Annotated in this window: 18 protein-coding genes; 5 read left to right on the forward strand and 13 right to left on the reverse strand. The window is 71.5% G+C overall.

Translation table 11 applies throughout. The annotated features are described in order from the left end of the window. Positions 1–222: 222 nt before the first annotated feature. The 12 genes from ACFY1P_RS14085 to ACFY1P_RS14140 form a co-directional block, all read right to left on the reverse strand. The gene (locus tag ACFY1P_RS14085; RefSeq protein ID WP_361529288.1) at positions 223–1,002 is read right to left on the reverse strand and encodes a TIGR03936 family radical SAM-associated protein; all 780 of its coding nucleotides are present in this window, start codon (positions 1,000–1,002) and stop codon (positions 223–225) included. Positions 1,003–1,223: 221 nt separating this feature from the next. Continuing rightward, a complete protein-coding gene (locus ACFY1P_RS14090) occupies positions 1,224–3,149 on the reverse strand; it encodes a TIGR03960 family B12-binding radical SAM protein (RefSeq protein WP_361529252.1) in 1,926 nt (641 codons plus the stop codon). Between the two features lie 97 nt (positions 3,150–3,246). Continuing rightward, positions 3,247–4,785: a CHAD domain-containing protein gene (locus ACFY1P_RS14095; protein WP_390750736.1), complete on the reverse strand. Its 1,539-nt coding sequence runs from the start codon at positions 4,783–4,785 to the stop codon at positions 3,247–3,249. 84 nt (positions 4,786–4,869) lie between these two features. Next, the gene (gene rodA / locus ACFY1P_RS14100; protein ID WP_361529258.1) at positions 4,870–6,069 is read right to left on the reverse strand and encodes a rod shape-determining protein RodA; all 1,200 of its coding nucleotides are present in this window, start codon (positions 6,067–6,069) and stop codon (positions 4,870–4,872) included. Beyond that, positions 6,066–8,201 carry a penicillin-binding protein 2 gene (gene mrdA, locus ACFY1P_RS14105; protein WP_390750737.1) on the reverse strand — a complete coding sequence of 712 codons (2,136 nt, stop codon included), beginning with the start codon at positions 8,199–8,201 and terminating at the stop codon, positions 6,066–6,068. The genes rodA and mrdA overlap by 4 nt, the downstream gene beginning before the upstream one ends. Before the next feature lie 106 nt (positions 8,202–8,307). Continuing rightward, positions 8,308–8,949, reverse strand: coding sequence for a rod shape-determining protein MreD (gene mreD / locus ACFY1P_RS14110; RefSeq protein ID WP_361529264.1), 642 nt, complete (start codon positions 8,947–8,949; stop codon positions 8,308–8,310). 4 nt (positions 8,950–8,953) lie between these two features. Then, positions 8,954–9,886 (reverse strand): rod shape-determining protein MreC, encoded by a 933-nt coding sequence (mreC, locus tag ACFY1P_RS14115; RefSeq protein WP_361529267.1) that lies wholly within the window; start codon positions 9,884–9,886, stop codon positions 8,954–8,956. Positions 9,887–10,077: 191 nt separating this feature from the next. Continuing rightward, positions 10,078–11,097: a rod shape-determining protein gene (locus ACFY1P_RS14120; RefSeq protein ID WP_004950903.1), complete on the reverse strand. Its 1,020-nt coding sequence runs from the start codon at positions 11,095–11,097 to the stop codon at positions 10,078–10,080. A 288-nt stretch (positions 11,098–11,385) separates the two neighbouring features. Continuing rightward, a complete protein-coding gene (gene ndk, locus ACFY1P_RS14125; RefSeq protein WP_361529270.1) occupies positions 11,386–11,799 on the reverse strand; it encodes a nucleoside-diphosphate kinase in 414 nt (137 codons plus the stop codon). A gap of 174 nt (positions 11,800–11,973) precedes the next feature. Further along, positions 11,974–12,333: a DUF4233 domain-containing protein gene (locus ACFY1P_RS14130; protein ID WP_361529273.1), complete on the reverse strand. Its 360-nt coding sequence runs from the start codon at positions 12,331–12,333 to the stop codon at positions 11,974–11,976. Between the two features lie 2 nt (positions 12,334–12,335). Then, positions 12,336–13,904: a folylpolyglutamate synthase/dihydrofolate synthase family protein gene (locus ACFY1P_RS14135; protein WP_361529276.1), complete on the reverse strand. Its 1,569-nt coding sequence runs from the start codon at positions 13,902–13,904 to the stop codon at positions 12,336–12,338. Positions 13,905–13,942: 38 nt separating this feature from the next. Further along, the gene (locus tag ACFY1P_RS14140; RefSeq protein WP_361529279.1) at positions 13,943–15,400 is read right to left on the reverse strand and encodes a penicillin-binding protein 2; all 1,458 of its coding nucleotides are present in this window, start codon (positions 15,398–15,400) and stop codon (positions 13,943–13,945) included. Between the two features lie 97 nt (positions 15,401–15,497). On the opposite strand from ACFY1P_RS14140, the gene ACFY1P_RS14145 reads away from it, so the two are divergent. The 5 genes from ACFY1P_RS14145 (at position 15,498) to ACFY1P_RS14165 (ending at position 21,985) form a co-directional block, all read left to right on the forward strand. Continuing rightward, positions 15,498–16,649: a PAS domain-containing sensor histidine kinase gene (locus tag ACFY1P_RS14145; protein WP_361529282.1), complete on the forward strand. Its 1,152-nt coding sequence runs from the start codon at positions 15,498–15,500 to the stop codon at positions 16,647–16,649. Then, on the forward strand, positions 16,646–17,332 hold the full coding sequence (locus ACFY1P_RS14150; RefSeq protein WP_361529285.1) for a response regulator transcription factor: 687 nt from the start codon (positions 16,646–16,648) through the stop codon (positions 17,330–17,332). Before ACFY1P_RS14145 ends, ACFY1P_RS14150 begins: the two co-directional genes overlap by 4 nt. 709 nt (positions 17,333–18,041) lie before the next feature. Further along, positions 18,042–19,169, forward strand: a complete 1,128-nt coding sequence (gene wecB / locus ACFY1P_RS14155; protein ID WP_390750738.1) for a non-hydrolyzing UDP-N-acetylglucosamine 2-epimerase — start codon at positions 18,042–18,044, stop codon at positions 19,167–19,169. Between the two features lie 54 nt (positions 19,170–19,223). Continuing rightward, the gene (locus tag ACFY1P_RS14160; RefSeq protein ID WP_361529776.1) at positions 19,224–20,588 is read left to right on the forward strand and encodes a glycosyltransferase; all 1,365 of its coding nucleotides are present in this window, start codon (positions 19,224–19,226) and stop codon (positions 20,586–20,588) included. Positions 20,589–20,776: 188 nt separating this feature from the next. Next, positions 20,777–21,985, forward strand: coding sequence for a hypothetical protein (locus ACFY1P_RS14165; RefSeq protein ID WP_361529779.1), 1,209 nt, complete (start codon positions 20,777–20,779; stop codon positions 21,983–21,985). Positions 21,986–22,205: 220 nt separating this feature from the next. Here the strand turns inward: ACFY1P_RS14165 and ACFY1P_RS14170 are convergent, their stop codons facing one another. Beyond that, on the reverse strand, positions 22,206–24,839 hold the full coding sequence (locus tag ACFY1P_RS14170; protein ID WP_361533539.1) for a valine--tRNA ligase: 2,634 nt from the start codon (positions 24,837–24,839) through the stop codon (positions 22,206–22,208). Between the last annotated feature and the right edge of the window lie 66 nt (positions 24,840–24,905).

Raw genomic sequence — 24,905 nt, forward strand, 5'->3', positions numbered from 1 at the left:
GCGGGCGGTTCTCCCGTCACGCTCCCGGGCGCCGCGCCTTGGTCCGGCCCGGCGGTCCGCGTGATGTGCGCGGTACCGCCGTCCGGGGCGCGGTCGCCGCACGGGAGCTGTCGTCTCGCTCGCCGGGTCCGAAACGTCGGCACCGGCGAAAGTCTCCTGGTCAGTGCGCCTGCCGGACCCGGGTGGCTCCCTGGTGCACCGGCGGCGCGGCGACGGCCGTCCTTACACAGAACCTTCCGGCACCTGCGCGGCACCGGCGCTCTGTCCGGCGGCCGTGGTTGCGGCCGGGGAAGCGTCGCGGTCGGGCGCGAGCGGGTCGGTCACCGTGCCGGACTCCTCATCGAGCAGCCCCTGCGCCAGCCTGGTCACCGCAGCGGGGACCGGCGGCGCCAGGTCGGCCGTAGCGCGGAGACCGGACAGGACGTCGTCGGGTCGAACGGCAGGTGTCAAATGCCGAACAACCAGCCGCAGTATCGCACAGGGACCGTCGCCGGGCCTATCGGCCGGAGCGTCGAGGGCCTCGAGTCGGACCACGGCGGCACGGGTGTCGAAGGTGCGCAACCCGTTTTTCGTGCGGCGCTGGACCTCGACGGTCTCCGCCGCGAGGAAGGCCGCCACGGCCCGCTCCGCGTCCGCGACCTCCACGCCCTCCAGCCGCAGCTCCCATACGGATGCCTCGAGCCGGTCGGCGAAGGAGGAGGTGTGCGCCTCCACCGCGTCCGTGATGTCGAGCCCGTCCGGCAGCGACTCGTCGAGCAGCTTGCGCAGCTCCTGCGGGTCGCGGGCCGCGGCGAGCTGGATCTCCAGGAACTCGGCCTCACTGCCCGTGCCGGTGGGTGCGGCATTGGCGTACGACACCTTGGGGTGCGGGGTGAAACCGGCCGAGTACGCCATGGGCACCTCGGCGCGGCGCAGGGCCCGCTCGAAGGCGCGCTGGAAATCGCGGTGGCTGGTGAACCGGAGGCGGCCGCGCTTGGTGTAGCGCAGACGAATGCGCTGCACCGCGGGTGCGGGCGGCGGGCCTTCGGGCTGTCGCTTGCCCAGGGGTTCCATCTCCTTGTTGCAGAGCCGCACAGAAGTGCCGCCCTTGACGTTCATGAGGGAACGGACCGCAGCGGACCTTCGAGCTCTCGCTTGCCCAGGGATCACCCCCGCCTGCGCAGGGAAACGGTCCGTTCCGTTACTCAGCCTACTTGGCGGCGCGGGACGACGCCGCCACGCTCCTACTTGACCACCGTCAGCGGCAGCAGTTTCTTGCCCGTCGGGCCGATCTGGATGCTCGTGTCCATCTGCGGGCAGACGCCGCAGTCGAAGCACGGGGTCCAGCGGCAGTCCTCGACCTCGGTCTCGTCGAGGGCGTCCTGCCAGTCCTCCCAGAGCCAGTCCTTGTCGAGACCGGAGTCCAGGTGGTCCCAGGGCAGGACCTCCTCGTAGGTGCGCTCGCGCGTGGTGTACCACGCGACGTCGACGCCCTGCGGCGGCAGCGTCTGCTCGGCGCACTTGATCCAGCGGTCGTACGAGAAGTGCTCGCGCCAGCCGTCGAAGCGGCCGCCCGATTCGTAGACCGCGCGGATGACGGCGCCGACGCGGCGGTCGCCGCGGGAGAGCAGGCCCTCGATGATGCCGGGCTTGCCGTCGTGGTAGCGGAAACCGATCGAACGGCCGTACTTCTTGTCGCCGCGGATCTTGTCGCGCAGCTTCTCCAGGCGGGCGTCCGTCTCCTCGGCGGAGAGCTGCGGCGCCCACTGGAACGGCGTGTGCGGCTTGGGCACGAAGCCGCCGATGGAGACGGTGCAGCGGATGTCGTTCTGACCGGAGACCTTGCGGCCCTCGGCGATGACGTTGACCGCCATGTCACCGATCTGGAGGACGTCCTCGTCGGTCTCGGTGGGCAGGCCGCACATGAAGTACAGCTTCACCTGACGCCAGCCGTTGCCGTACGCGGTGGAGACCGTACGGATCAGGTCCTCCTCCGAGACCATCTTGTTGATGACCTTGCGCATGCGCTCGGAGCCGCCCTCGGGGGCGAAGGTGAGGCCGGAGCGGCGGCCGTTGCGGGTGAGCTCGTTGGCGAGGTCGACGTTGAAGGCGTCCACGCGGGTCGACGGCAGGGAGAGGCCGATCTTGTCCTCTTCGTAGCGGTCGGCGAGGCCCTTGGCGATGTCACCGATCTCGGTGTGGTCCGCGGAGGACAGCGACAGCAGGCCGACCTCCTCGAAGCCGGTCGCCTTCAGGCCCTTGTCCACCATCTCGCCGATGCCGGTGATGCTCCGCTCCCGCACGGGGCGCGTGATCATGCCGGCCTGGCAGAAGCGGCAGCCGCGGGTGCAGCCGCGGAAGATCTCCACCGACATGCGCTCGTGCACGGTCTCGGCGAGCGGGACGAGCGGCTGCTTGGGGTAGGGCCACTCGTCGAGGTCCATCACGGTGTGCTTGGACACGCGCCACGGCACGCCGGAGTGGTTGGGCACGACGCGGGCGATCCGGCCGTCGGCCAGATACTCCACGTCGTAGAAGCGCGGGACGTAGACGCCGCCGGTCCTGGCCAGGCGCAGCAGCACCTCGTCGCGGCCACCGGGACGGCCCTCGGCCTTCCACGCCCGGATGATGTCGGTGATCTCCAGCACGGCCTGCTCGCCGTCGCCGATCACCGCGCAGTCGATGAACTCCGCGATCGGCTCGGGGTTGAAGGCCGCGTGGCCGCCGGCGAGGACGATCGGGTGGTCGACGGTGCGGTCGGCCGCGTCGAGCGGGATGCCGGCGAGGTCGAGGGCGGTGAGCATGTTGGTGTAGCCGAGCTCGGTGGAGAAGCTCAGGCCGAAGACGTCGAACGCGCCGACGGGCCGGTGGCTGTCCACGGTGAACTGCGGGACCTTGTGCTCGCGCATCAGCTCCTCGAGGTCCGGCCACACGCTGTACGTGCGCTCGGCGAGGACGCCCTCACGCTCGTTGAGGACCTCGTAGAGGATCATGACGCCCTGGTTGGGCAGCCCGACCTCGTAGGCGTCGGGGTACATGAGCGCCCAGCGGACGTCCGTGGACTCCCAGGGCTTGACCGTGGAATTGAGCTCTCCACCGACGTACTGGATCGGCTTCTGCACATGCGGGAGCAGAGCTTCGAGCTGCGGGAAGACCGATTCGGCAGACATACCCGAGACCTTCGTGAGCTGACAGGGGTGACCCTCAAGGCTAACGCAGCCGAGGTGACGCCCTTGCACGGTGAGTTCCCGGGGGCCCGGGAGCGCCTCAGCGCAGCAGTGCCTCGCGGTGGCGCTTGCGTGATGCCTTGCGCCACAGCTCCGGCAGCTCCCGCTCGTCGTCGGCCGCCCGCCGCTCCTCCCGGCCGTACAGGAGTCCGAGGGTGAAGGTGCTCTCCCCCGCCGCGTGGGCCTGGACCGCGAGGGTGCGCAGGGCGGCGCGGGCCATGACGCTGTCCTGGTGGTCGCCGAGCAGCGACTGTACGGACTTCATGCGGGCCGCGAACCGTTTCGCCGGCTTGCCGAGCGCCGGCCGCGCCGCCTCCGCGGCGTAGCGGGCGCGCTTGGCGGCCTTGCGGGCGTCGTGCAGGACGGTGTCGCGCTCCGGGCCCGGCCCGGTGGCCAGGGCGTGCTCGACGCGGGAGGCGAGGCGGCCGTAGTCGCGCAGGACGGCCTTGGCCAGCACCTCGCGTGGCGGACGGGCGGCCGCGGGGCGCAGGGGCGGGTCGGTGAGCAGGGCGTCGAGGGTGTCGAGGAGGGTGAGATAGCGGTCGCTGTCGAGGAGGGCGGCGAGGCGCTTGCGGGAGCCCTTGCGGCGGCCCGCCGCGGCGATGCGGAGCCGGGCGGCGACGGGTCCGAGGACGAGCGTGCCGTCCACCTCGGCGAGCCGGTCCGCGAGGCGTGCGGCGAGGACTTCGTGGTCGCGGTCGACGCCGAGTTCGGTGGCGAGCCATTTCAGTTCGGCGCCGACGGGGTCGGTGACCTCGCGGTCGAGGACCTTGCCGTACGTCCGGAAGGCGCTGCGGAGCCGCCGGGTGGCGACCCTCATCCGGTGGACGGAGTCCTCGGCGCGGCCGCGGACGGCGGGGTCGAGGGCGAGGAGGGCCTCGGTCTGTTCGCGGACGTACGCGAGCACGTGGTCACCGGCGGTGGGTCCGGCTGCCTTCTTGCCCTTCTTGCCCTTCTTGCCTGTGGCCTTCGGCGGTGCGGGGTCGGTCTCCGCGAGGGCGCGGGCCAGCTTGGAGGGGGACTTCGAGGGGCGGAGCCCGGCCTTGCGCAGGCGTCGCTCGACGGTGTCGAGGAAGGCCGGGTCGGTGCCTTCGCCGAGCTCCACCTCGACCTCCGTCCAGCGGGCGGAGCGGCCGCCCCGGGTGAGCCGGTCGGCGGTGACCGCGTCCTCGCTCGCCTCGGCGAGGAGGGTGCCGTCGTCGTCCAGGAGGTGGTGGACCGTGCGGCGGGAGACGATGCGGACCACCGGGGTGAGCTCGGCGTGGCGGATCCTGGAGCGCACGAGGTCGGTGAGTTCCCGTGGCACGGCCGGGGTCAGGGGCGCGCGGATCTCGTCGCGCACGCCGGGGCCGACGGGGAGCTTGAGGTGCCAGCCCGCGTCGTTTCCGCCGGTGCGGCGGCGGAGGGTGATGTGCGCGTCGGCGAGGCGCCGGTCCTTCGTGTCGTAGTAGACGGCGTCGAGCTTGTGCGTCCCCTGGTCGGTGACGGTCGCCGCGACCCGGCTCAGGTCGGGCAGCCGGGCCTGCTTCGCGCCATGGCCTTCGTACTTCCGCTCGATCTCTCGCACGGTGTCCGCCATAGGGCGAATCTAGTCCGGATACGGCCCGATGTGCAGGGCTCGGCGGCGATGCGACCGGTTTCGAACGCCTGCCGGGACCGGGCCCTACGCGGACACGGGTCTCTCGACCTTGATCGACTGGAGCAGGCCGATGGCGATCCACGCGGCGAACATCGACGAGCCGCCGTAGGAGACGAAGGGCAGTGGCAGCCCGGTCACCGGCATGATCCCCAGCGTCATCCCGATGTTCTCGAACGCCTGGAAGGCGAACCAGGCGATTATCCCGGCCGCGACGATCGCCCCGTAGAGCTCCGTCGTCTCGCGGGCGATCCGGCAGGCGCGCCAGAGGACGACACCGACGAGGAAGATGATCGCGCCCGCGCCGACGAAGCCGAGCTCCTCCCCGGCGACGGTGAAGATGAAGTCGGTCTGCTGCTCGGGCACGAACTGGCCGGTGGTCTGGGAGCCGTGGAAGAGCCCGGCGCCGGTGAGGCCGCCGGAACCGATGGCGATACGGGCCTGGTTGGTGTTGTAGCCGACGCCGGAGGGGTCGAGGGCGGGGTTGGCGAAGGCGGCGAAGCGGTTGATCTGGTACTCGTCGAGCACGCCGAGCTGCCAGATGAGGACGCAGCCTAGGACGCCCGCGCCGAGCAGGCCGGCGATCCAGCGGTTGGAGGCGCCGGAGGCGAGCAGCACGGCGAGCACGATCACCACCAGCACCATCACGGAGCCGAGGTCGGGCATCAGCAGGATGATCAGGACCGGCAGGGCGGCGAGGCCGAGAGCCTGGAGGACGGTGCGGTGGTCGGGGTGCGCCTTCTCGCCCCCGTCGACCTTGGCGGCCAACAGCATCGCCATGCCGAGCGTGATGGTGATCTTCGTGAACTCGGAGGGCTGGAGGGAGAAGCCGCCGCCCAGCTGGATCCAGGAGCGGGCGCCGTTGATGGTGGCGCCCAGCGGGGTGAGCACGGCGGCGGTGAGCAGCACGGAGACGCCGTAGAGGATGGGGACGGCGCCGCGCAGGGCGCGGTGGCCGACCCAGACCGCGCCGATGGCGAGGGCGAGCCCGATGCCGGTGTTGAGGATGTTGCGGAGCAGGAAGTAGTACGGGTCGCCGTGGGTGAGTTCCTTGCGGCCGCGGGTGGCGGAGTAGACCAGCAGGGTGCTGATGCCGGAGAGGGCGAGCGCGGCGAGCAGCATGACCCAGTCGAGGCGGCGCAGGACGGAGTCGCGGGCGGTGAGCGTGCCCCAGACGCCGCGCTCGGGGGTGTAGCGGCGGATCCTGTAGCCGCCGGTGGTGGTCATTGCTGCTGGTCCTCCTTCCGGGCGGGCGGCGGGGAGGGCGCGTCGATCTTCTGGGCCTCGATCGTGCCGTCCTTCTCGATCTTGGGGAGTCCGCTCTCGGGGTGCGGCAGCAGGGCCTTGCCGGGGTCGATCTTGCCTTTCTCGTCGACGCCGTAGAGCGCGTTGTAGATGTTGCGCACGGCGGGGCCGGAGGCGCCGGAGCCGGTGCCGCCCTGAGAGATCGTCATGACGACGGTGTAGTCCTGCGTGTACGTCGCGAACCACGAGGTGGTCTGCTTGCCGTAGACCTCGGCGGTGCCGGTCTTGGCGTGCATCGGGATGTCCTTCTGCGGCCAGCCCTCGAAGCGCCAGGCGGCGCTGCCCTGGGTGGCGACGCCGGCGAGCGCCGCGTCGAGCTGGTCGCGGGTCTTCCTGTCGAAGGGCAGCCTGCCGTGGGCGGTGGGGGCGATCTCCTGGACGTGCTTGCCGTCGGCGCTGACGATGGCCTTGCCGATGGTGGGGTTGTAGAGCGTGCCACCGTTGCTGATGCCCGCGTAGATGGTGGCCATCTGGATGGGTGTGACGAGGGTGTCGCCCTGGCCGATGGAGTAGTTGACGGAGTCACCGGCGCGCATCCGCATGCCGGACTCGCAGTTCTCCTTGGCGATCTTGGCGGCGTAGTCGTCGCTGTTGCCGCCCTGCTTGCACCAGGTGTCCTTGTTGGCCTCCCAGTACTTCTTCTTCCACTCGCGGTCCGGGACGCGGCCCTCGACCTCGTTGGGGAGGTCGATGCCGGTCTCCTTGCCGAGGCCGAAGTCGTGGGCGGTGCGGTAGAACCAGTCCGCCGGGTGCTTGGGGTTGTTGCCGCCGTCCTTCTGCCACTGGCGGTAGGCCAGGTCGTAGAAGACTGTGTCGCAGGAGACCTCCAGCGCCCGGCCGAGGTTGATCGGGCCGTAGCCCTTGGACTCGAAGTTCTTGAAGACCTGGTTGCCGATGCTGTACGAGCTGGAGCAGTTGTAGTTGTCGTTGAAGGCGTATCCGGCCCTGACGGCGGCGGTGGCGGAGATGACCTTGAAGATCGAGCCGGGTGCCGCCTGGCCCTGGATGGCCCGGTTGAGCAGCGGGTAGTCCGAGTCCTTGCCGGTGAGCTGCTTGTAGTCCTTGGCGGAGATGCCGCCGACCCAGGCGTTGGGGTCGTAGGTGGGGTTGGAGGCCATGGCGACGACCCGGCCGGTCTTGGACTCCATCACCACGACGGCGCCCGCGTCGGCCTTGTAGTTGACGCCGGTGTTGCGGTCGAGCTCCTTGCGGGCGTCCTTCATCGCCTGGTCCAGTTCGCGTTCCGCTATGGCCTGCACGCGGGCGTCGATGCTGGTGACGATGTTGGCCCCGGGCACGGCCTTGTCGCTCTTGGCCTTGCCGATGACGCGGCCGAGGTTGTCGACCTCGTAGCGGGTGACGCCCGCCTTGCCGCGCAGCTGGGTGTCGTACTGCCGCTCGAGGCCGGAGCGGCCGACCTGGTCGGAGCGGAGCAGCGGGGCGGAGCCGGCCTTGGTCTTGCTGATCTCGTCGTCGGTGACGGGCGAGAGATAGCCGAGCACCTGGGCGGTGTTGGAGCCGCCGGGCCCGGCGTAGCGGCGTACGGCCGTGGGCTCGGCGGTGACGCCGGGGAAGTCCTCGGCGCGCTCGCGGATCTGCAGGGCCTGCTGGGTGGTGGCCTGGTCGGTGATGGGGATGGGCTGGTAGGGCGAGCCGGCCCAGCAGGGCTTGGGGGTCTTGGCGTCGCACAGCCGCACCTTGGCGGCGACGTCCTCGGGCCTGAGGCCGAGGACGCCGGCGAGCCGGGCGAGCACGGTCTTGCCGCGGTCGGGCATCTTCAGCAGGTCGGTGCGGTTGGCGGAGACCACGAGGCGGGTCTCGTTGTCGGCGAGCGGCACGCCGCGGGCGTCCAGTATCGAGCCGCGGGTGGCGGGGGCGACGACCTGCTGGATGTGGTTGTCGGCGGCTTCGGCGGTGTACTGGTCGCCGTTGCGGATCTGGAGGTACCAGAGGCGGCCGCCGAGGGTGAGCAGGAGGGAGACGACGAGGATCTGGATGGTGATGAGGCGGATGGTGACGCGGGAAGTCCGCCCGGATTCGGGAATGTTGCTCATGACGCCCCCTCGTTCGTCGCTCCGGAGCCACCGGCGCACGCCCCGGCGGACGCCTCTCCGTGTGCCCCCTCGACCGCCCCGCCGTGCTTGCCGGAAGAGTGCCGTGTCACAGCCGCCGGACCCCCTTCAGACGGCCCTGGCGGCGGAGCGGCCGGCCGAAGAGGCCGCCGCGCTGGCCGCCGAGGCGCGAGTAGGCGCCCTCGCCGCCGGCCAGGGTCGCCGGGCCCCCCTCACCGGCGAGCGGGTCGTTCTCGGTGCGGCGGGCGAGCGCCATGATCAGCGGCACGGTGAAGGGTGCCAGCAGCAGGTCGTAGAGCGTCGCGGTGAGGACCAGGCCGGTCAGCCCGACGTGGCGGGCCGCGGTGTCGCCGACGAGGGAGCCCACGCCCGCGTAGAGCAGCGTGGAGCCGATGGCCGCGGCGACGACGGCGAGCATGGGCACGGTGGCCGAACGCACTCTCCCGCTCTCCGGCTTGACCAGGCCGACGAGATAGCCGATCACGCACAGCACCAGGGCGTACCGCCCGGTGGCGTGGTCGGCGGGCGGCGCGAGGTCGGCGAGGAGACCGGCCCCGAAGCCGATGAGGGCGCCGCTGGTGTGCCCGTAGACGAGCGTGAGGCCGACGACGACGAGGAGCATCAGGTCGGGGACGGCGCCGGGGAGGTGGAGCCGGGCGAGAACGGTCACCTGGACGACGAGGGCGATCACGACGAGCGCCGACGAGAGCAGGATCCGGTTGATGCGCATCGGTTCAGTCCTGGGGTTTGGCGCTCGCGGAGGGGGTGGCCGTGACGGTCACCGTGGGCGTCGGCTTGGGGGCTTCCGGTTTCGGTGGCAGGACGGTGTCGCGCGGGTCGGTGCGGGGCTCCTCGACGACGACGCCCACGATGTCGAGCCTGCTGTAGCCGACGAAGGGCCGGACCTGGAGGGTGCGGGTCAGGCTGCCGCCCGCGGGCTCGACGCGGGTGACCTCGCCGACGGGGACGCCGGGCACGAACGGCTTGTTCCTGCTGGAGCCGAAGGTGACGAGGCGGTCGCCCTCGTGGACGGAGGCCTTGCCGTTGAGGAGTTCGACGCGCAGCGAGCGGTCGCCCTGGCCGGTGGCGAAGCCGAGTTCGCCGGACTTCTCCATGCGGGTGCCGACGGTGAACTTGGGGTCGGTCGCGAGCAGCACGGTGGCGGTGGACCGGGAGACGGTGGTGACCCTGCCGACGAGGCCGTCGCCGTTGAGCACGGTCATGTCGCGGTGGATGCCGTCGTCGCTGCCCGCGTCGATGGTGACCGTCCAGGAGAAGCCCTGGGCGGCTCCTATGGCGATGACCTGGGCGCCCTTGATGCCGTACTGCCCGCGGCCCGCGGTCTTGAGCATGGCGTCCAGCTCGCGGGCCCGGCCGCGGTTGCGGTCGTTGCTGCCGAGGCGCTGCTTGAGGTCGGCGTTCTCCCGCTCCAGCTGGGCGATCCGGCTGTGGCGGCCGCCCGAGTCGCGTACGGCCGCGACGGCGTTGCCGACCGGGTCCACGGCGTCGGCGACCCCGGCCTCCACCGGCCCGAAGGCCGAGGCGGCGGCGTGCCGGACGCCGTCGAGCGGGGACTGTTCGCCACCGCGGATGTCCACCGTGATCAGTGCGAACGCGACGGCGACCAGCAGCACCAGTAGCAGCCGGCTCTCTCGTGTGTCCCTCACGTGCGGCGGCGTGCCCTTCTCGTCGGACCGGCCGGCTGCGGGTCCGGACCGGTCATCGGGAGCGTTCTGCCTGTATATCAGTTTGGATACCGGCAGCGGGTACAGCCGGGCGCCGCCCTCGCGCCACCCTGACACGGGTGGCCGCGAGAACCGGCCGGACCGGTGAATTCCAGCCCCGGCCGGTCACCCGTTCACCGGCGGGGCTGGGCGTCCAGCACCTGCTGGAGCGCCTCGAACTCCTCGACGCACTTGCCGGAGCCCAGGGCGACGGAGTCCAGCGGGTCCTCGGCGATGTGGATCGGCATCCCGGTCTCCCGGCGCAGCCGTTCGTCGAGGCCGCGCAGGAGAGCGCCGCCGCCCGTGAGAACGATCCCGCGGTCCATCACGTCACCCGACAGCTCGGGCGGGCACTTGTCGAGGGTGGTCTTGACGGCGTCGACGATGGAGTTGACGGGCTCCTCGATGGCCTTGCGGACCTCGGCGGCCGAGATGACCACGGTCTTGGGCAGCCCGCTGACGAGGTCGCGGCCGCGGATCTCGGTGTGCTCGTCCTGTTCGAGGTCGTAGGCCGAGCCGATGGTGATCTTGATCTGTTCGGCGGTGCGCTCACCGAGGAGGAGGCTGTACTCCTTCTTGATGTGCTGGATGATCGCGTTGTCGAGCTCGTCGCCCGCGACCCGGATGGACTGTGCCGTGACGATTCCGCCGAGGGAGATCACCGCGACCTCGGTGGTGCCGCCGCCGATGTCGACGACCATGTTGCCGGTGGCCTCGTGGACGGGGAGGCCGGAGCCGATCGCGGCGGCCATCGGCTCCTCGATGATGTGCACCTGGCGGGCGCCGGCCTGGGTGGACGCCTCGATCACCGCGCGGCGCTCGACGCCGGTGATGCCGGAGGGCACGCAGACCACGACGCGCGGGCGGGCCATCCAGCGCCGCTTGTGGATCTTGAGGATGAAGTAGCGGAGCATCCGCTCCGTGATCTCGAAGTCCGCGATCACCCCGTCCTTGAGCGGACGCACGGCGACGATGTTGCCCGGGGTCCGGCCGATCATCTTCTTCGCCTCGGCACCCACCGCGAGGATGCCGCCGGTGTTGGTGTTGATGGCGACGACTGACGGCTCGTTGAGGACGATTCCGCGGCCTCTGACGTACACCAGCGTGTTGGCGGTCCCGAGGTCGACAGCCATGTCACGGCCGATGAACGACATGTTGTTCCCCATGAGGATACGTCTGGCCTTCCCAGCTGGAGCGAATGCTTACTTGAGGTCGGCAGGGTGTGCGGTGCGCTGCGGGGCGCGGAAGCTTCATCGTAGTCTCGACCGGTCGTACGCGGCGCGAGGGTTCCTCCGCCATTGTCGGCGGAACGCGAGCCCGCCCCAGTAATGGTGACGTCGTGTCGGAGTGAGAGGTTCCCTCGTTCGCCGCGCATATGCCAGAGGGCGGCCGAAAAGAAATCGGCCGCCCCTGATCAGAATAGGTGCGTCACTGACGGGCTATCAGGCAAGGCCCGGAAAGAAAATCTTGATTTCCCGCTGGGCGGACTCCTCGGAGTCCGAGGCGTGGATGAGGTTCTCGCGCGTGATGGTGCCGAAGTCACCACGGATGGAGCCCGGGGCGGCCGAGATGGGGTCGGTCGGGCCGGCCAGCGCGCGCACGCCCTCGATCACACGCTCCCCCTCGACCACCAGGGCCACGACGGGCCCGGAGGACATGAACTGCATCAGGGGCTCGTAGAACTCGCGGCCGACGTGCTCGGCGTAGTGCTGCTCCAGCGTGCCCCGGTCCAGGGTGCGCAGCTCCAGCGCGCTGATCGTCCAGTTCGCCTTGCGCTCGATCCGGCCGATGATCTCGCCGGTCAGGCCGCGCCGCACGGCGTCGGGCTTGAGGAGGACGAGGGTGCGCTGGCTCATACTTGCGGCTCCTTGCGGGCGGGACAACAGTGCGGCGAGGGTATCGCGGATCTTCGGGACCCGAGATCGGGGGCGGGCCCACCGAGCGGTGCCGCGCCCCGTGCGGGGCGCGGGGAACTGCGCGGCCGGCCCCCACCGGGGCCGCGGTGACCGGACCGCACTCCAGCGGAGCGCTCAGGCCGGGTCGGCCGCAGCCTCGTCCGCCGCCTCGCGCGCGAAGCGCGCCTTCGCTTCGTCGATCTTGCCGCCGAAGTGGACGGACGCCCACCACAGCAGTCCGAAGACGACGCCCAGGATGAACATCATCGGGACGACGAACCCACTGAGGACCAGCGCGCCCTGCAGCAGCCAGCCGAGCTGCACGCCGCCGGGCCGCCCGAGCATCCCGCACAGCAGGACGCTCAGCACCATCGCCGTGCCGCTGACGGCCCACACCGTGCCGGTGGGGACGTCGGACGTCTGCATGGCGACCAGACCGGCGAACCCGATGATGAAGAATTCACCGATCAGAGTGCTGGAGCAGAGCATGCGCATGGTCAGTCCCTCCCCAGGAGCAGCCGGGCCTCGCCGACCGTGATCACGGAGCCGGTCACCAGGACGCCCGCGCCGGAGAACTCGCCCTCTTCCTCCGCGAGGGTGATGGCCGCCTCCAGGGCGTCGTCGAGCCGGGGCTCGACCTGCACGCGCTCGGCGCCGAAGATCTCGACCGCGATGCCGGCCAGCTCGTCGGGGTCCATGGAGCGCGGGTTGGAGTTCCGGGTCACCACGACCTCGGCGAAGATCGGTTCGAAGGCTTCCAGGACCCCCCGGACGTCCTTGTCGGCGCTGGCGCCGACCACACCGATGAGGCGGCTGAAACCGAACGCCTCGGTGACGGCCCCGGCCGCGGCGGCCGCGCCCGCGGGGTTGTGCGCGGCGTCCAGCACCACGGTGGGGCTGCGGCGCACGACCTCCAGCCGGCCCGGCGAGGTGACGGCGGCGAAGGCGCGGCGGACGGTGTCGATGTCGAGCGTGCGGGCGTGCTCCGAGCCGATGCCGAAGAACGCCTCGACGGCGGCGAGGGCGACCGCGGCGTTGTGCGCCTGGTGGGCGCCGTACAGCGGGAGGAAGACCTCCGGATATTCGCCGCCCAGGCCGCGCAGCGTCAGCAGCTGGCCGCCGACGGCGACCTCGCGGGAGACGACACCGAACTCCATGCCCTCGCGGGCGACCGTCGCGTCGGCCTCGACCGAGCGCTTGAGGAGGACCTGCGCGGCGTCGACGGGCTGCTGGGCGAGGACGACGGTGGCGCCCTGCTTGACGATCCCGGCCTTTTCCCCGGCGATGTCACCGGGGGTCGCGCCGAGCCGGTCGGTGTGGTCCAGCGAGATGGGGGTGACGACGGCGACCGTGCCGTCGACGACATTGGTGGCGTCCCAGGTGCCGCCCATGCCGACCTCGACGACCGCCACGTCGACGGGGGCGTCCGCGAAGGCCGCGTAGGCCATGGCGGTGAGCACCTCGAAGAAGGAGAGCCGGTGCTCCTCGCGGTCGTCGACCATCTCCACGTACGGCTGGATGTCGCGGTACGTCTCGATGAAGCGCTCGGCCTCGATGGGGGCGCCGTCCAGGCTGATCCGCTCGGTGACGGACTGGACGTGCGGGCTCGTGTAGCGGCCGGTGCGCAGGTCGAAGGCGCCCAGCAGCGCCTCGATCATGCGGGCGGTGCTGGTCTTGCCGTTGGTGCCGGTGATGTGGATGGCGGGGTACGCGCGCTGCGGCTGGCCGAGGATGTCCATCAGGGCCTCGATGCGGCGCAGCGACGGGTCGAGCTTGGTCTCGGGCCAGCGGCCGGCCAGCTCGGCCTCGACCTCGCGCAGCGCCCGGTCGACCTCGGGGTCGGCCGGGCGGGACGGCACGCCGTCGCCCTGCGGCGGGCCGCCCTGGGTGCGCAGGGTGCGGCTGCCGGCCTCGATCACGGCGAGGTCGGGGGTGGGGGTCCCCCCTGCTCGAGCGGAGTCGAGAGCTCGGGGGAGGTCGGTCTCGGCATCGACAATCTCGGCGAACCGGTCGTCTTCGCCGGTGCCGGTGTCGTCGTTCTCGTCGTTCTGGGGGCGCTCGCTCACGCGGTCCAGTCTACGGAGCCGCACTGACAGCGCGGTCATCAGGCACCGGGGGCCAGCGCCGCGCTCATCATCGCCTTGGCCACGGGGGCGGCGAGCCCGTTGCCGCTGACCTCCGAGCGGTCGGCGTCGCTGTCGGCGATCACCACGGCGACGGCGACCTGCTTGCCCTGGCTGTTCTGCGCGTAGGAGACGAACCAGGCGTACGGCGTGCCGCTGTTGTCGACGCCGTGCTGCGCGGTGCCCGTCTTGCCGCCGACGGTCAGGCCGTCGATCCGGGCGTTGCTGCCGGTGCCCTGCTCGACGACGGTCCGCATCGCGGACTTCAGCTGCCGGGCGGTGTCGGCGGACATCGCCTGGCCGTACTGCTTCGGGTCGCTCTTCTCCAGGACGCCGGAGCTGCCGTCGGTGACGCGGTCGACGAGCCGGGGCGTCATCAGCTTGCCGTCATTGGCGATGGCCGAGGAGACCATGGCCATCTGGAGCGGGGTGGCCTGGTCGTCGAACTGGCCGATGCCGGACAGCGCCGTCTGCGAGGCGTTCATGTCGGTCGGGTAGAGGCTCTTGGCGGCCCGTACGGGCGTGTCGATCTTGCCGTCGTTGAAGCCGAGCTTCTCCGCCTGCTGTGCGACCTTCTGCGCGCCGAGCCGCTCGGCGAGGTGCCCGAACACGTTGTTGCAGGAGTACTGGAGCGCCGTGCGGATGCTGGCGTTCTTGCAGGGGGCGCTGGTGTTCTCGTTGGGCAGGTAGGTGCGGGTGCCCGGCAGGAGGTAGGGGTCGGGGCTGTCGGTGGGGTCGTCGACGGAGGAGTAGAGGCCGTTCTCCAGGGCGGCCGCCGCGACGACGAGCTTGAAGGCCGAGCCCGGCGGATAGGTCTGGCGCAGCGCGCGGTTGAGGGTCGGCTGCCCCTTGTCCTTCTCCAGCTTCTCCCACGCCTTCTGGTCGGCGGCGCCGGATCCCGCGAAGCGCCCGGGGTCGTACGAGGGGGTGCTGGCCATGCCGAGGATCGCCCCGGTGGCGGGGTCGAGGGCGATGGCGGCGCCCGTCTTGTCGCCGAGCCCCTCGAAGGCGGCCTTCTGCACGGCCGGGTCGATGGTGGTGATGACGTCGCCGGGGTCGGGCTGCTTGTTGGTGATGGCGTCGGAGGGGCTGCGCAGCCGGTCGTCCTGGCCGGTGAGGACGGATTTGTAGAGGCTCTCCAGCTGGGTGTCGCCGTAGATCTGCGAGGAGAAGCCGGTGACCGGGGCGTAGAGCGCGCCGTCGGTGTAGGTGCGCTTGTACTTCAGGTCGCCGCCGGTGGCCGTGGAGCCGGTGAGCGGCTTGCCTCCGGCGAGGATGTTGCCGAGCGGCCGGGAGTGGGCGGCTATCGCCTGTCGCGGGTTGTGGGGGTTGTCGTCGAGGCTGCCCGCCTCGGCGGCCTGTATCCAGGTGGCCCGGACGAGCACGGCGAGGACGAGCAGCAGGGAGCAGACGGCGACGTGCCGGACGGGCTTGTTCATTGGGGGGCGCGCTCCCTCTCCTTGGCATACGGTTTTCCCGAAAACTCCGTTAAGCGGAGTTAGTGTTCCCCGACTCCATGAGAGCTGGCTGAGAAAGATGCCGTCCGAGGACCGGGACCGGCTCCAGGCGGTCCTGGAAGCGCTGCCGGCGGGCGCACTCGTGCAGGGCCCGGCGGACGAGGTGCTGGCGACGAACCAGCGCTTCGTCCGCATGTTCGATCTGGAGGGCCGGGCCGACCTCTCCCCCGGCGCTCCGCTGCGGCCGGTCGTCCCCCTCGTACGGGCCTTCTTCGCGGCCGGCTTCTCCGGCCCCGGCAGCCCCGGCGAGATCCTGGCGGGCCGACACGTGCACCGGACGGCCGAGATCCCGCTCACGGACGGGCGCACCATCCGGCGCGAGGTCGAGCCGCTGCGCCGCGCGGGCGCCCACCTCGGGGCGCTGTGGACCTTCCAGGACATCACCGACCGCAAGCGCCGGGAGCGCGACCTGGAGCGCGACAACCTCGCGCTCACGGAGCTCGCGCGGCAGCGCAACGCCTTCACCGCGGCCGCCTCCCACGAGCTGCGGACCCCGCTCACGTCCATCATCAGCTTCTGCGAGCTGCTGGCCGACCCGGATGCGGGCAGCGCCCTGGGGGCCGACCAGCTGGCCTTCCTCGACGCCATCCGCCGCAACGCCGACCGCATGCAGCGGGTGATCGCCGACCTGCTGCTGACCACCCGGATGCGGGCCTCCGGCCTGGAGCTGGAATTCGACGCGGTGGACGTGCCCGCGATGGTCCAGGACGCCGTCCTGGACCGGCTGGCCACGCCGCAGGGAGCGGCCGTCTTCACCGTGCTGGACTGCGCGCGGGGACCCGCTCTCCGGGGCGACCGGCACCGCCTTCAGCAAGTCCTGGCCAATCTTCTGGAGAACGCCGCGAAATTCACCCCATCGGATGGCCGGATCACCGTGACGGCCGCTCCGCACGGGCATTTCTGGGAGATCGAAGTAACCGATACGGGAATCGGCATCCCGCATGAATTCCATGAGGAAATCTTCACCGGATTCGTCCGCGCACCGAATGCCACCGGCGGCGGCTATCCCGGCACCGGCCTCGGGCTCGCCATCAGCCGTACGGTCGTCCAGCTCCACGGCGGCACCCTCACCGCGGGTGGCGCCGAGGGCGAGGGCGCGACCTTCCTGATCCGGCTGCCCGTCACCGGGCCCGGCCCCGACACCGCGCCCGCCGGTCAGGACGCGCCGTGAGCCGCGTCCTGGTCGTCGAGGACGACCCCGACCTCGCCCTCGCCCTGCGCACCCTCCTCGACCGGGCCGGCTACGACGTGATCCACGCCGACAACGGCCGCGACGGGCTGCGGCTGCTGTTCACCGAACGGCCCGCGCTGATGCTCCTCGACATCGGCCTGCCCCAGCTCAACGGCTGGGAGGTGCTGGAGCGCACCCGCGACCTCAGCGACCTGCCCGTCCTCCTGCTCACCGCCCGCGGCGCCGAGACCGACCGGGTGCGCGGGCTGCGCGCCGGGGCCGACGACTACCTCCCCAAGCCCTTCGGCAACGACGAGCTCCTCGCCCGCGTCGAGGCCCTCCTGCGCCGCACCGCGCCCACCCGGTGGGCCGGCGACTCCTTCGACGACGGCCTGCGGCTGGTCCCCGAGCGCCGCTCGGCGGTCTGGCAGGGCCACGAGGCACGGCTCAGCGACATCGAGTACCGGCTGCTCCAGGTGCTCGTCCGCAACCGGGGCCGGGTGCTCACCACCGACCAGCTGCTCGACCGCGTCTGGGACGACCCGGAGGGGACGGGGCGGGAGCGGGTGAAGTTCGCGGTGCTTCGGTTGCGGCGCAAGCTTCGGCAGGCGGCGGGGGATGAGGCGGCGGACCCCCTGGAGGCCGTCAGGGGGCTCGGCTACCGGTATCGGGCGCTGGATTAGCGCTTCCGGGCTCGCGCCCGGGACCTGGGCGGCGCCTGCGGCGGGCTTGCTTCCCCAGCCCCGCCCCTTCCCGGCTGCATCTGATGTGCGGCTCCGCCGCGTGGGGGCTCCGCGGCTGGTGCACGCCTGCGGCGCTTTGTTCCCCAGCCCCGCCCCTTCCCGAAACTGGGGCTCCGCCCCAGACCCCGGACCGCGCTTCGCGCGGTGTCCTCAAACTCCCCCAGCTACCTCCCCCAGAGGTGGGCCCCCCCCGGGGGGGGGGGGGGTGGGGGGGGGGCCGGGCCCCCCCGGGGGGGGGCCCCGGGGGGGCCCCCCCCCCCCCCCCACCTCCCCCCCCCCCGGTTTTGTATTTTCCGTGGGGGCCCCCCCCCCCCCCGGGGGGGCCCCACCTCTGGGGGCACCCCCGGACGGAGTCTGGGGGAGGTAGCTGGGGGAGTTTGAGGACGAGCGCCGCAGGCGCTGCGCGTCAGCCGACGCACCCGCACATCGGGGTCTGGGGCAGCGCCCCCCACGCGGCGGAGCCGCAAATTCAGATGCAGCCGGGAAGGGGCGGGGCTGGGGAAAAAGGCCCGGCGCCCCACGGGACCAACGTCCCGAAACCCCCCGCGGAGCGATCCGCAACCGTCACGCAACCGACGCCCATCCAACCCCGCAACCAACCCCTCGCACTCTCGGAGCCGTCCTCGTCGCACAGCTCCAGGAGTCATCCGTGTCGCACCTCCCCGCCCGTAGCGTCGCTGTCGTCCTCGGCACCCGCCCCGAGCTCGTCAAGCTCACCGACCTCGTCCGCCTGCTGGGCCCCGCCGCCCACCTGGTGCACACGGGTCAGCACTACGACGAGGAGCTGTCCGGCCGTTTCCTGAGCGAGCTCGGGCTTCCGGAGCCGACCTTCCTGACCGGGATCGGCGGGCAGCCGCGCGCCGTGCAGATCTCCGCCGCGCTCGCGCAGCTCGACGCGCTGTTCACCGCCGAGCCGCCGCTCGCCGTAGTCGTGCAGGGCGACACCAACGCCGCCCTCGCCGGCGCGCTCGCCGCGAACGCCCGCGGCATCCCGCTGCTGCACGTCGAGGCCGGGCTGCGCAGCCACGACCGCAACATGCCCGAGGAGCACAACCGCGTCCTCATCGACCGGATCGCCGACGTGCTGTGCGCGGCGACCGGGGACAACCGCGCCAACCTCCTCGCCGAGGGCATCGACGACGCGCGTATCGCCGTCACCGGCAACACCGTCGTGGAGGCCGTGCACGGCCAGCTGCCGGACGCCTCCGCCCGCGCGGAGCTCGTCGAGCGGCACGGGCTGACGGCCGACGCGTACGTCCTGGCCACCGTCCACCGGCCCGAGAACACCGACTCCGTGGACGCCCTCCGGGCGATCCTCACCGAGCTGTCCGCGCTCGCGGAGTCCGTCCCCGTCGTCGTGCCGCTGCACCCGCGCACCCGGGCGCGGATCGCGGCCGCCGGTCTGGAGGACCTGCTCACCGGCCTGACCGTGTGCCGCCCGCTGGGCTACGGCGAGTTCCTCGCGCTGGCCCGCCACGCCGCGCTCCTGGTCTCCGACTCCGGCGGCATCCAGGAGGAGTGCACCGTGCTGGGCCGCCCGCTGGTCGTCGTCCGCCGCTCCACCGAACGCCCCGAGGCGATGGCCGACTTCGCGGACCTGGTGGAGCCCGGCCCGCAGATCGGCGCCGTCGCCCGCCGCCGGCTCGCGGAGGGTCCCGCCGGCCTGGCCCGGCTGGCCGCGCTCCCCAGCCCCTTCGGGGACGGGCTCGCCTCCGAGCGGATCGTCGCCCTGCTCGCCGCCGTCACGGCGCCGGAGCAGCTCGCCGCGGCCGCGTAACGCCCGGCCCGCCGCTCCCGCGAACCGCCCCCCACCCCCGGAGTTCCCACCCTCATGTTCGACAGTCCCCTGCTGTTCGTCTTCCCCTTCTTCCTGCTGCTCTGCTTCCTCCTCTACTGGGCCGGGGCGCGGACCTCGTACCTGCGGCGCCCCACCGTCGAGGACGGGAACGCCGCCGCGTTCGACTGGCACTTCTTCGTGCCGTGCCGTGACGAGGAAGCCGTCATCGGGACGACCGTCGACCGGCTGCGCAAGGACCACCCGAGCGCCCACGTGTGGGTCATCGACGACGACAGCGACGACCGCACCGGCGCGATCGTCGCCGAGCTCGGCGAGACGGACCGCCGCGTCCACCTCGTGCGCCGCCACCGCCCCAACGCCCGGCTGGGCAAGGGCGCCGCGCTCAACGCCGCGTACGACGAGCTGAACGAGTACCTGCCCGAGGACGTCGACCGCGAGCACGTCGTCGTCTGCGTCATCGACGCCGACGGCCAGCTGGACCCGCGCGCCCTGGACCGCGTCAGCGGCCCCCTCGGCTTCGGCGACCCGGAGACCGGCGGCGTGCAGGTCAGCGTGCACATGCGCAACGCCGACGATCCGCGCCCGCTCGCCGACCGCGGCCGGGTCCGCAACGCCTTCGCCCGGCTGCTCGTGCGGATGCAGGACATGGAGTTCTCCGTCTCCAACGCCGGCATGCAGCTGCTGCGCGGCCGCACCGGCTCCGTGGGCCTCGGCGGCAACGGCCAGTTCACCCGGCTCGCCTCGCTGGACCGCATCGCCGCGGCCGAGCGCCGCCCCTGGCAGCGCGGCGCGCTCCTGGAGGACTACGAGCTCGGCCTGCACATGATCCTCAACGGCGACCGAATAGCGCACATAGCGGACACCTGGGTCTCGCAGGAGGGCCTCCCCCACGGCCGCCGCTTCCTCACCCAGCGCACCCGCTGGGCCCAGGGCAATCTCCAGTGCGTCCGCTACGCGCCGCGCATCGTCTCCTCGCGCCACTACAGCGGCAAGGGCGTCCTGGAGACCCTCTACACCTTCCTCCAGCCGGTCGCCCACCTGGTGACGCTCGCCCTCTGCCTGGTCATGTTCGCCCTGCTCGGGCTGACCGTCGCCGACGAGGGTGCCGGCGAGGCGTTCGGCGGCATGCTCGCCCTGTGGCCGCTCGTGCTCGGCCTGGCGGTCGTCTCCGTGCTGCCGTTCGTCCTGTGGGGCCCGGTCTACCGCCGGGACCGCGCACCGGGCCGCTCGCTGCTCGTCTCCCTGCTGTGGGGGCTGGCACTGTGGCTGTACGCCTACCACCTCTTCCCGGCGTCCGCCCGCGGCTTCGTACGGATGCTGCGCGGCCGCAACGGCTGGGCGAAGACGCGGCGCAACGCCGAGGTCGTCACCTCCGGCCCGATCGCCGTCGAGAGCTGACGCCGGCCTCCGACAGTTAGCGGCCACCAACTGAACAAACATGAAATGGGCCACACTTGAGGCCCACGAGGCAACCTCCGCCCCTCTTCCGCCATCTGACCGCCGGGGAAAACATTGCCCACATCGCCCGGAGCGGTTCCGGGTGGCGGAACAGGAGCGTCGTGCGGGTACCGGAAGTCAGCACTCGGATGCACTTGCTGCTGCTCACAGCGTGGACCGTGCTGTGGTTCGCCCTGGTGGAGCCGAGCGGCGGCTTCTCCTGGCACTATCTGCGCACCGGCGGCGAGCTGATATACGACGGGGGCAACGGGACGGGCGGGCTCAACCTCTACGCCCACCACCCCGAGCTCCAGATGGGCCCCATCAGCTTCCTGGTGGCGGGCCTGTTCAACCCCTTCTCGGAGCACACCGGCCAGTTCCTCGCGGCGGCGTTCATGTCCGCCCTGGGACTGGTCATCGTGGTGCTCGCGGGCCGCAGCGCCGCCATGCACTTCCTGGGCACCGGCACCAACCACCAGCGCCTGCGCCGGCGCGTCCTCATCGCGGGCGCCGCGTTCATCCCCATGTGGATCGAGGTGGCCGTCCGCTTCGGGCACCTGGACGACGTGCTCGCGCTGTTCTTCACCGCGCTGGCCGTCTGGTTCCTGACGCGCTGCAACCCCGCCGCCGTCGGCATCTGCCTCGCCCTGGCGCTGGACTCCAAGCCGACCGCGCTGGCCTTCCTGCCGCTGATCCTCGCCCTGCCCAGGGACCGCTGGATGCGCGCGATGCTGTGGTGCGTGGGGCTGGTGGCCGTCGCCTGGCTGCCGTTCTTCCTCGTGGACCCGCACTCCTTCGCCGCCGCGAAGTTCACGATCCCCAACAACCCCGCGTCCGCCCTGCGCTGGCTCGGCGGCAACACCCCCGAGACCCCCAACTGGGCCCGGCCCGCCCAGGCCGCCCTCGGCCTCACGCTCGGCGCGGTCGCCGTGTGGCGCGGCCGCTGGGCGGGCGTGGTGCTGCTGGGCGCGAACGCCCGCATCCTCCTCGACCCCAGCGTCTACACCTACTACACCGCCTCCGTGCTGCTCGGCACCCTGCTGTGGGACGTCTGCGGGCAGCGCCGCCTGGTGCCGTGGTGGAGCTGGATCGCGCTGATCGTGCTCTACGGCAGCGTCTTCGTCGTCCACGACGACTCGGCGCGCGGCCTGATCCGGCTGATCTTCGTGGCGGTGTCGACGGTGTACGTCCTGTTCTGGCCGCAGCGCAACCGCGGCAGCCACCGGCCGCTCAACCGGGTGGACGAGGAACCGGTGGAAGGACCGTGGGGCCCCATGTGGGACCCGGGCCGGTCCCGGCCGTGGGAGGCGAGGACCGTACCGCCCACCCCGTGGGAGGCGCCGCCGACCGGGAGGTGATCACCTCACCGGAAACGGAAGCAGCCCCCCGTCGCGAGAGGAGTCCTCTCGCGACGGGGGGCTGCTTCCGTAGCTGTGTCAGCCCTGCGGCAGACCGGACAGCTGGGCCCTGATCCGAGCGATGTCCTCCGTCGGCCGGATCATCCCCGCTGCGGCGGGGAAGACCGACGTTGTCAGTGAAGCACAACCCACTGACAACGTCGGCGAGTTCGTTGCGGCTTCAGCCCTGCGGCAGTCCGGCCAACTGCATGGTGATCCGTTCAATGTCCTCTTCGGCGGCGGACAGACGCTGACGGATCTTGTCGACGACCTTTTCGGGCGCCTTGGCCAGGAACGCCTCGTTGTTCAGCTTGGCGTTGGCCTGCGCCTTCTCCTTCTCCGCCGCCGCCAGGTCCTTCGTCAGGCGCTTGCGCTCCGCCTCGAAGTCGATGACCCCGGACAGGTCGAGGGCGACCGTGGCCCCCGCGACCGGCAGCGTCGCCGTGGCCTGGAAGCCGTCCTCGGCGGGCTGGAGGCGCAGCAGCTGACGGATCGCCGCCTCGTGCGCGGCCAGGGCGGTGCCGCTCAGGTCGAGCTTCGCCGGGACCCGCTGGCCGGGCTGGAGGCCCTGGTCGGAGCGGAAGCGGCGGACCTCGGTGATGACCTGCTGGAGGTTCTCGATCTCCTGCTCGGCGCCCGCGTCGCGGAAGCCGCTGTCGGCCGGCCAGTCGGCGATGACGACCGACTCCTTGCCGGTGAGCGTGGTCCACAGCGTCTCGGTGACGAACGGGACGACCGGGTGCAGCAGCCGCAGCGTGACGTCCAGGACCTCGCCGAGCACGCGGGCCGAGACCTTGGCCCGCTCGCCGCCGCCCATGAAGGTGGTCTTGGACAGCTCGACGTACCAGTCGAAGACCTCGTCCCACGCGAAGTGGAAGAGGGCGTCCGACAGCTTGGCGAACTGGTAGTCGTCGTAGTACGCGTCGACCTCGGCGACCGTGGCGTTGAGGCGGGAGAGGATCCAGCGGTCCGTCGCCGACAGCTGCTCGACGGGCGGCAGGTCGCCCTCCACCGTCGCGCCGTTCATCATCGCGAAGCGGGTGGCGTTCCAGATCTTGTTCGCGAAGTTGCGCGAGCCCTGGACCCAGTCCTCGCCGATCGGCACGTCGACACCGGGGTTGGCGCCGCGGGCGAGGGTGAAGCGGACGGCGTCTGAGCCGTACTTGTCCATCCAGTCCAGCGGGTTGACCGCGTTGCCGAAGGACTTCGACATCTTCTTGCCGAACTGGTCGCGGACCATGCCGTGCAGGGCGATGGTGTGGAACGGCGGGGTGCCGTCCATCGCGTAGAGACCGAACATCATCATCCGGACGACCCAGAAGAAGAGGATGTCGTAGCCGGTGACCAGGACGGAGTTCGGGTAGAACTTCTGGACGCTGTCGGTCTTCTCGGGCCAGCCGAGCGTGGAGAAGGGCCACAGGCCGGAGGAGAACCAGGTGTCCAGGACGTCGGTCTCCTGGTGCCAGCCCTCGCCGGCGGGCGCCTCGTCGTCCGGGCCGACGCAGACCATCTCGCCGTCCGGGCCGTACCAGACGGGGATGCGGTGGCCCCACCACAGCTGGCGCGAGATGCACCAGTCGTGGAGGTTGTCGACCCAATCGAAGTAGCGCTTCTCCATCTCCTGCGGGTGGATCTTGACCTGGCCGTCGCGGACGGCGTCGGCCGCGGCCTTCGCCAGCGGGGCGGTCCTGACCCACCACTGCATGGACTGGCGCGGCTCCAGCGTCGTCTTGCAGCGGGAGCAGTGGCCCACGGAGTGGGTGTACGGGCGCTTCTCGGCGACGACGCGGCCCTCGGCGCGCAGCGCGCCGACGATCGCGGAGCGGGCCTCGAAGCGGTCCAGGCCGAGGAAGGGGCCGTGGACGGTGATGACGCCGTGCTCGTCGAGGACGGTCAGCGACGGCAGGTCGTGGCGGCGGCCGATCTCGAAGTCGTTCGGGTCGTGCGCCGGGGTCACCTTGACGGCGCCGGTGCCGAACTCGGGGTCGACGTGCGCGTCGGCGACGACCGGGATGCGGCGGCCGGTCAGCGGCAGCTCGATCTCGGTGCCGACGAGGTGCCGGTAGCGCTCGTCCTCGGGGTGGACGGCCACGGCGGTGTCACCGAGCATCGTCTCGGCGCGGGTCGTGGCGACGACGATCTCCGAGTCCCCGGAGCCGTAGCGGATGGAGACGAGCTCGCCGTCGTCGTCCTGGTACTCCACCTCGATGTCGGAGATCGCGGTGAGGCAGCGCGGGCACCAGTTGATGATGCGCTCGGCGCGGTAGATCAGCTCGTCGTCGTAGAGCTTCTTGAAGATCGTCTGGACGGCCTTGGAGAGACCCTCGTCCATGGTGAAGCGCTCGCGGGACCAGGCCACGCCGTCACCCAGGCGGCGCATCTGGCCGGAGATCTGCCCGCCGGACTCGGCCTTCCACTGCCAGACGCGCTCGATGAACGCCTCCCGGCCGAGGTCGTGGCGGGACTTGCCCTCCTTGGCCAGCTCGCGCTCGACGACGTTCTGCGTGGCGATGCCGGCGTGGTCCATGCCGGGCTGCCACAGGACCTCGTAGCCCTGCATCCGCTTGCGGCGGGTGAGGGCGTCGATCAGCGTGTGCTCGAAGGCGTGGCCCAGGTGGAGGGAACCGGTGACGTTCGGCGGCGGGATGACGATCGTGTACGGCTCTTTGTCGCTCTTCGCGTCCGCCTCGAAGTAGCCCCGCTCTACCCAGCGCTCGTACAGCGGCCCCTCTACATCGGCCGGCGCGTACTGGGTCGGCAGTTCGGGGGTGCTGTCGTTCGGCCCGCTGTCGGGGCGCTGAGTGTTCTCGGTCACGGGAGAAGTCTACGGGGGCGTGTGCGGGGGTAACGAATCCATTCCGGGCCCCGGGGCGGGGCCCGG

The sequence above is a fragment of the Streptomyces sp. NPDC001407 genome (assembly GCF_042895325.1).
Classification (GTDB): Bacteria; Actinomycetota; Actinomycetes; order Streptomycetales; family Streptomycetaceae; genus Streptomyces.

Bases quoted from the DNA above. Each gene is read 5' to 3' on its own strand.
- ACFY1P_RS14145 (WP_361529282.1), top strand. From the start codon at position 15,498: ATGCCGTCCGAGGACCGGGACCGGCTCCAGGCGGTCCTGGAAGCGCTG.
- ndk (WP_361529270.1), bottom strand. From the start codon at position 11,799: ATGAGCCAGCGCACCCTCGTCCTCCTCAAGCCCGACGCCGTGCGGCGC.
- ACFY1P_RS14140 (WP_361529279.1), bottom strand. From the start codon at position 15,400: ATGAACAAGCCCGTCCGGCACGTCGCCGTCTGCTCCCTGCTGCTCGTC.
- ACFY1P_RS14095 (WP_390750736.1), bottom strand. From the start codon at position 4,785: ATGGCGGACACCGTGCGAGAGATCGAGCGGAAGTACGAAGGCCATGGC.
- ACFY1P_RS14165 (WP_361529779.1), top strand. From the start codon at position 20,777: ATGCACTTGCTGCTGCTCACAGCGTGGACCGTGCTGTGGTTCGCCCTG.
- rodA (WP_361529258.1), bottom strand. From the start codon at position 6,069: ATGACCACCACCGGCGGCTACAGGATCCGCCGCTACACCCCCGAGCGC.
- ACFY1P_RS14130 (WP_361529273.1), bottom strand. From the start codon at position 12,333: ATGCGCATGCTCTGCTCCAGCACTCTGATCGGTGAATTCTTCATCATC.
- mrdA (WP_390750737.1), bottom strand. From the start codon at position 8,201: ATGAGCAACATTCCCGAATCCGGGCGGACTTCCCGCGTCACCATCCGC.
- ACFY1P_RS14160 (WP_361529776.1), top strand. From the start codon at position 19,224: ATGTTCGACAGTCCCCTGCTGTTCGTCTTCCCCTTCTTCCTGCTGCTC.
- ACFY1P_RS14090 (WP_361529252.1), bottom strand. From the start codon at position 3,149: ATGTCTGCCGAATCGGTCTTCCCGCAGCTCGAAGCTCTGCTCCCGCAT.
- ACFY1P_RS14120 (WP_004950903.1), bottom strand. From the start codon at position 11,097: ATGTCGTTCATCGGCCGTGACATGGCTGTCGACCTCGGGACCGCCAAC.
- mreD (WP_361529264.1), bottom strand. From the start codon at position 8,949: ATGCGCATCAACCGGATCCTGCTCTCGTCGGCGCTCGTCGTGATCGCC.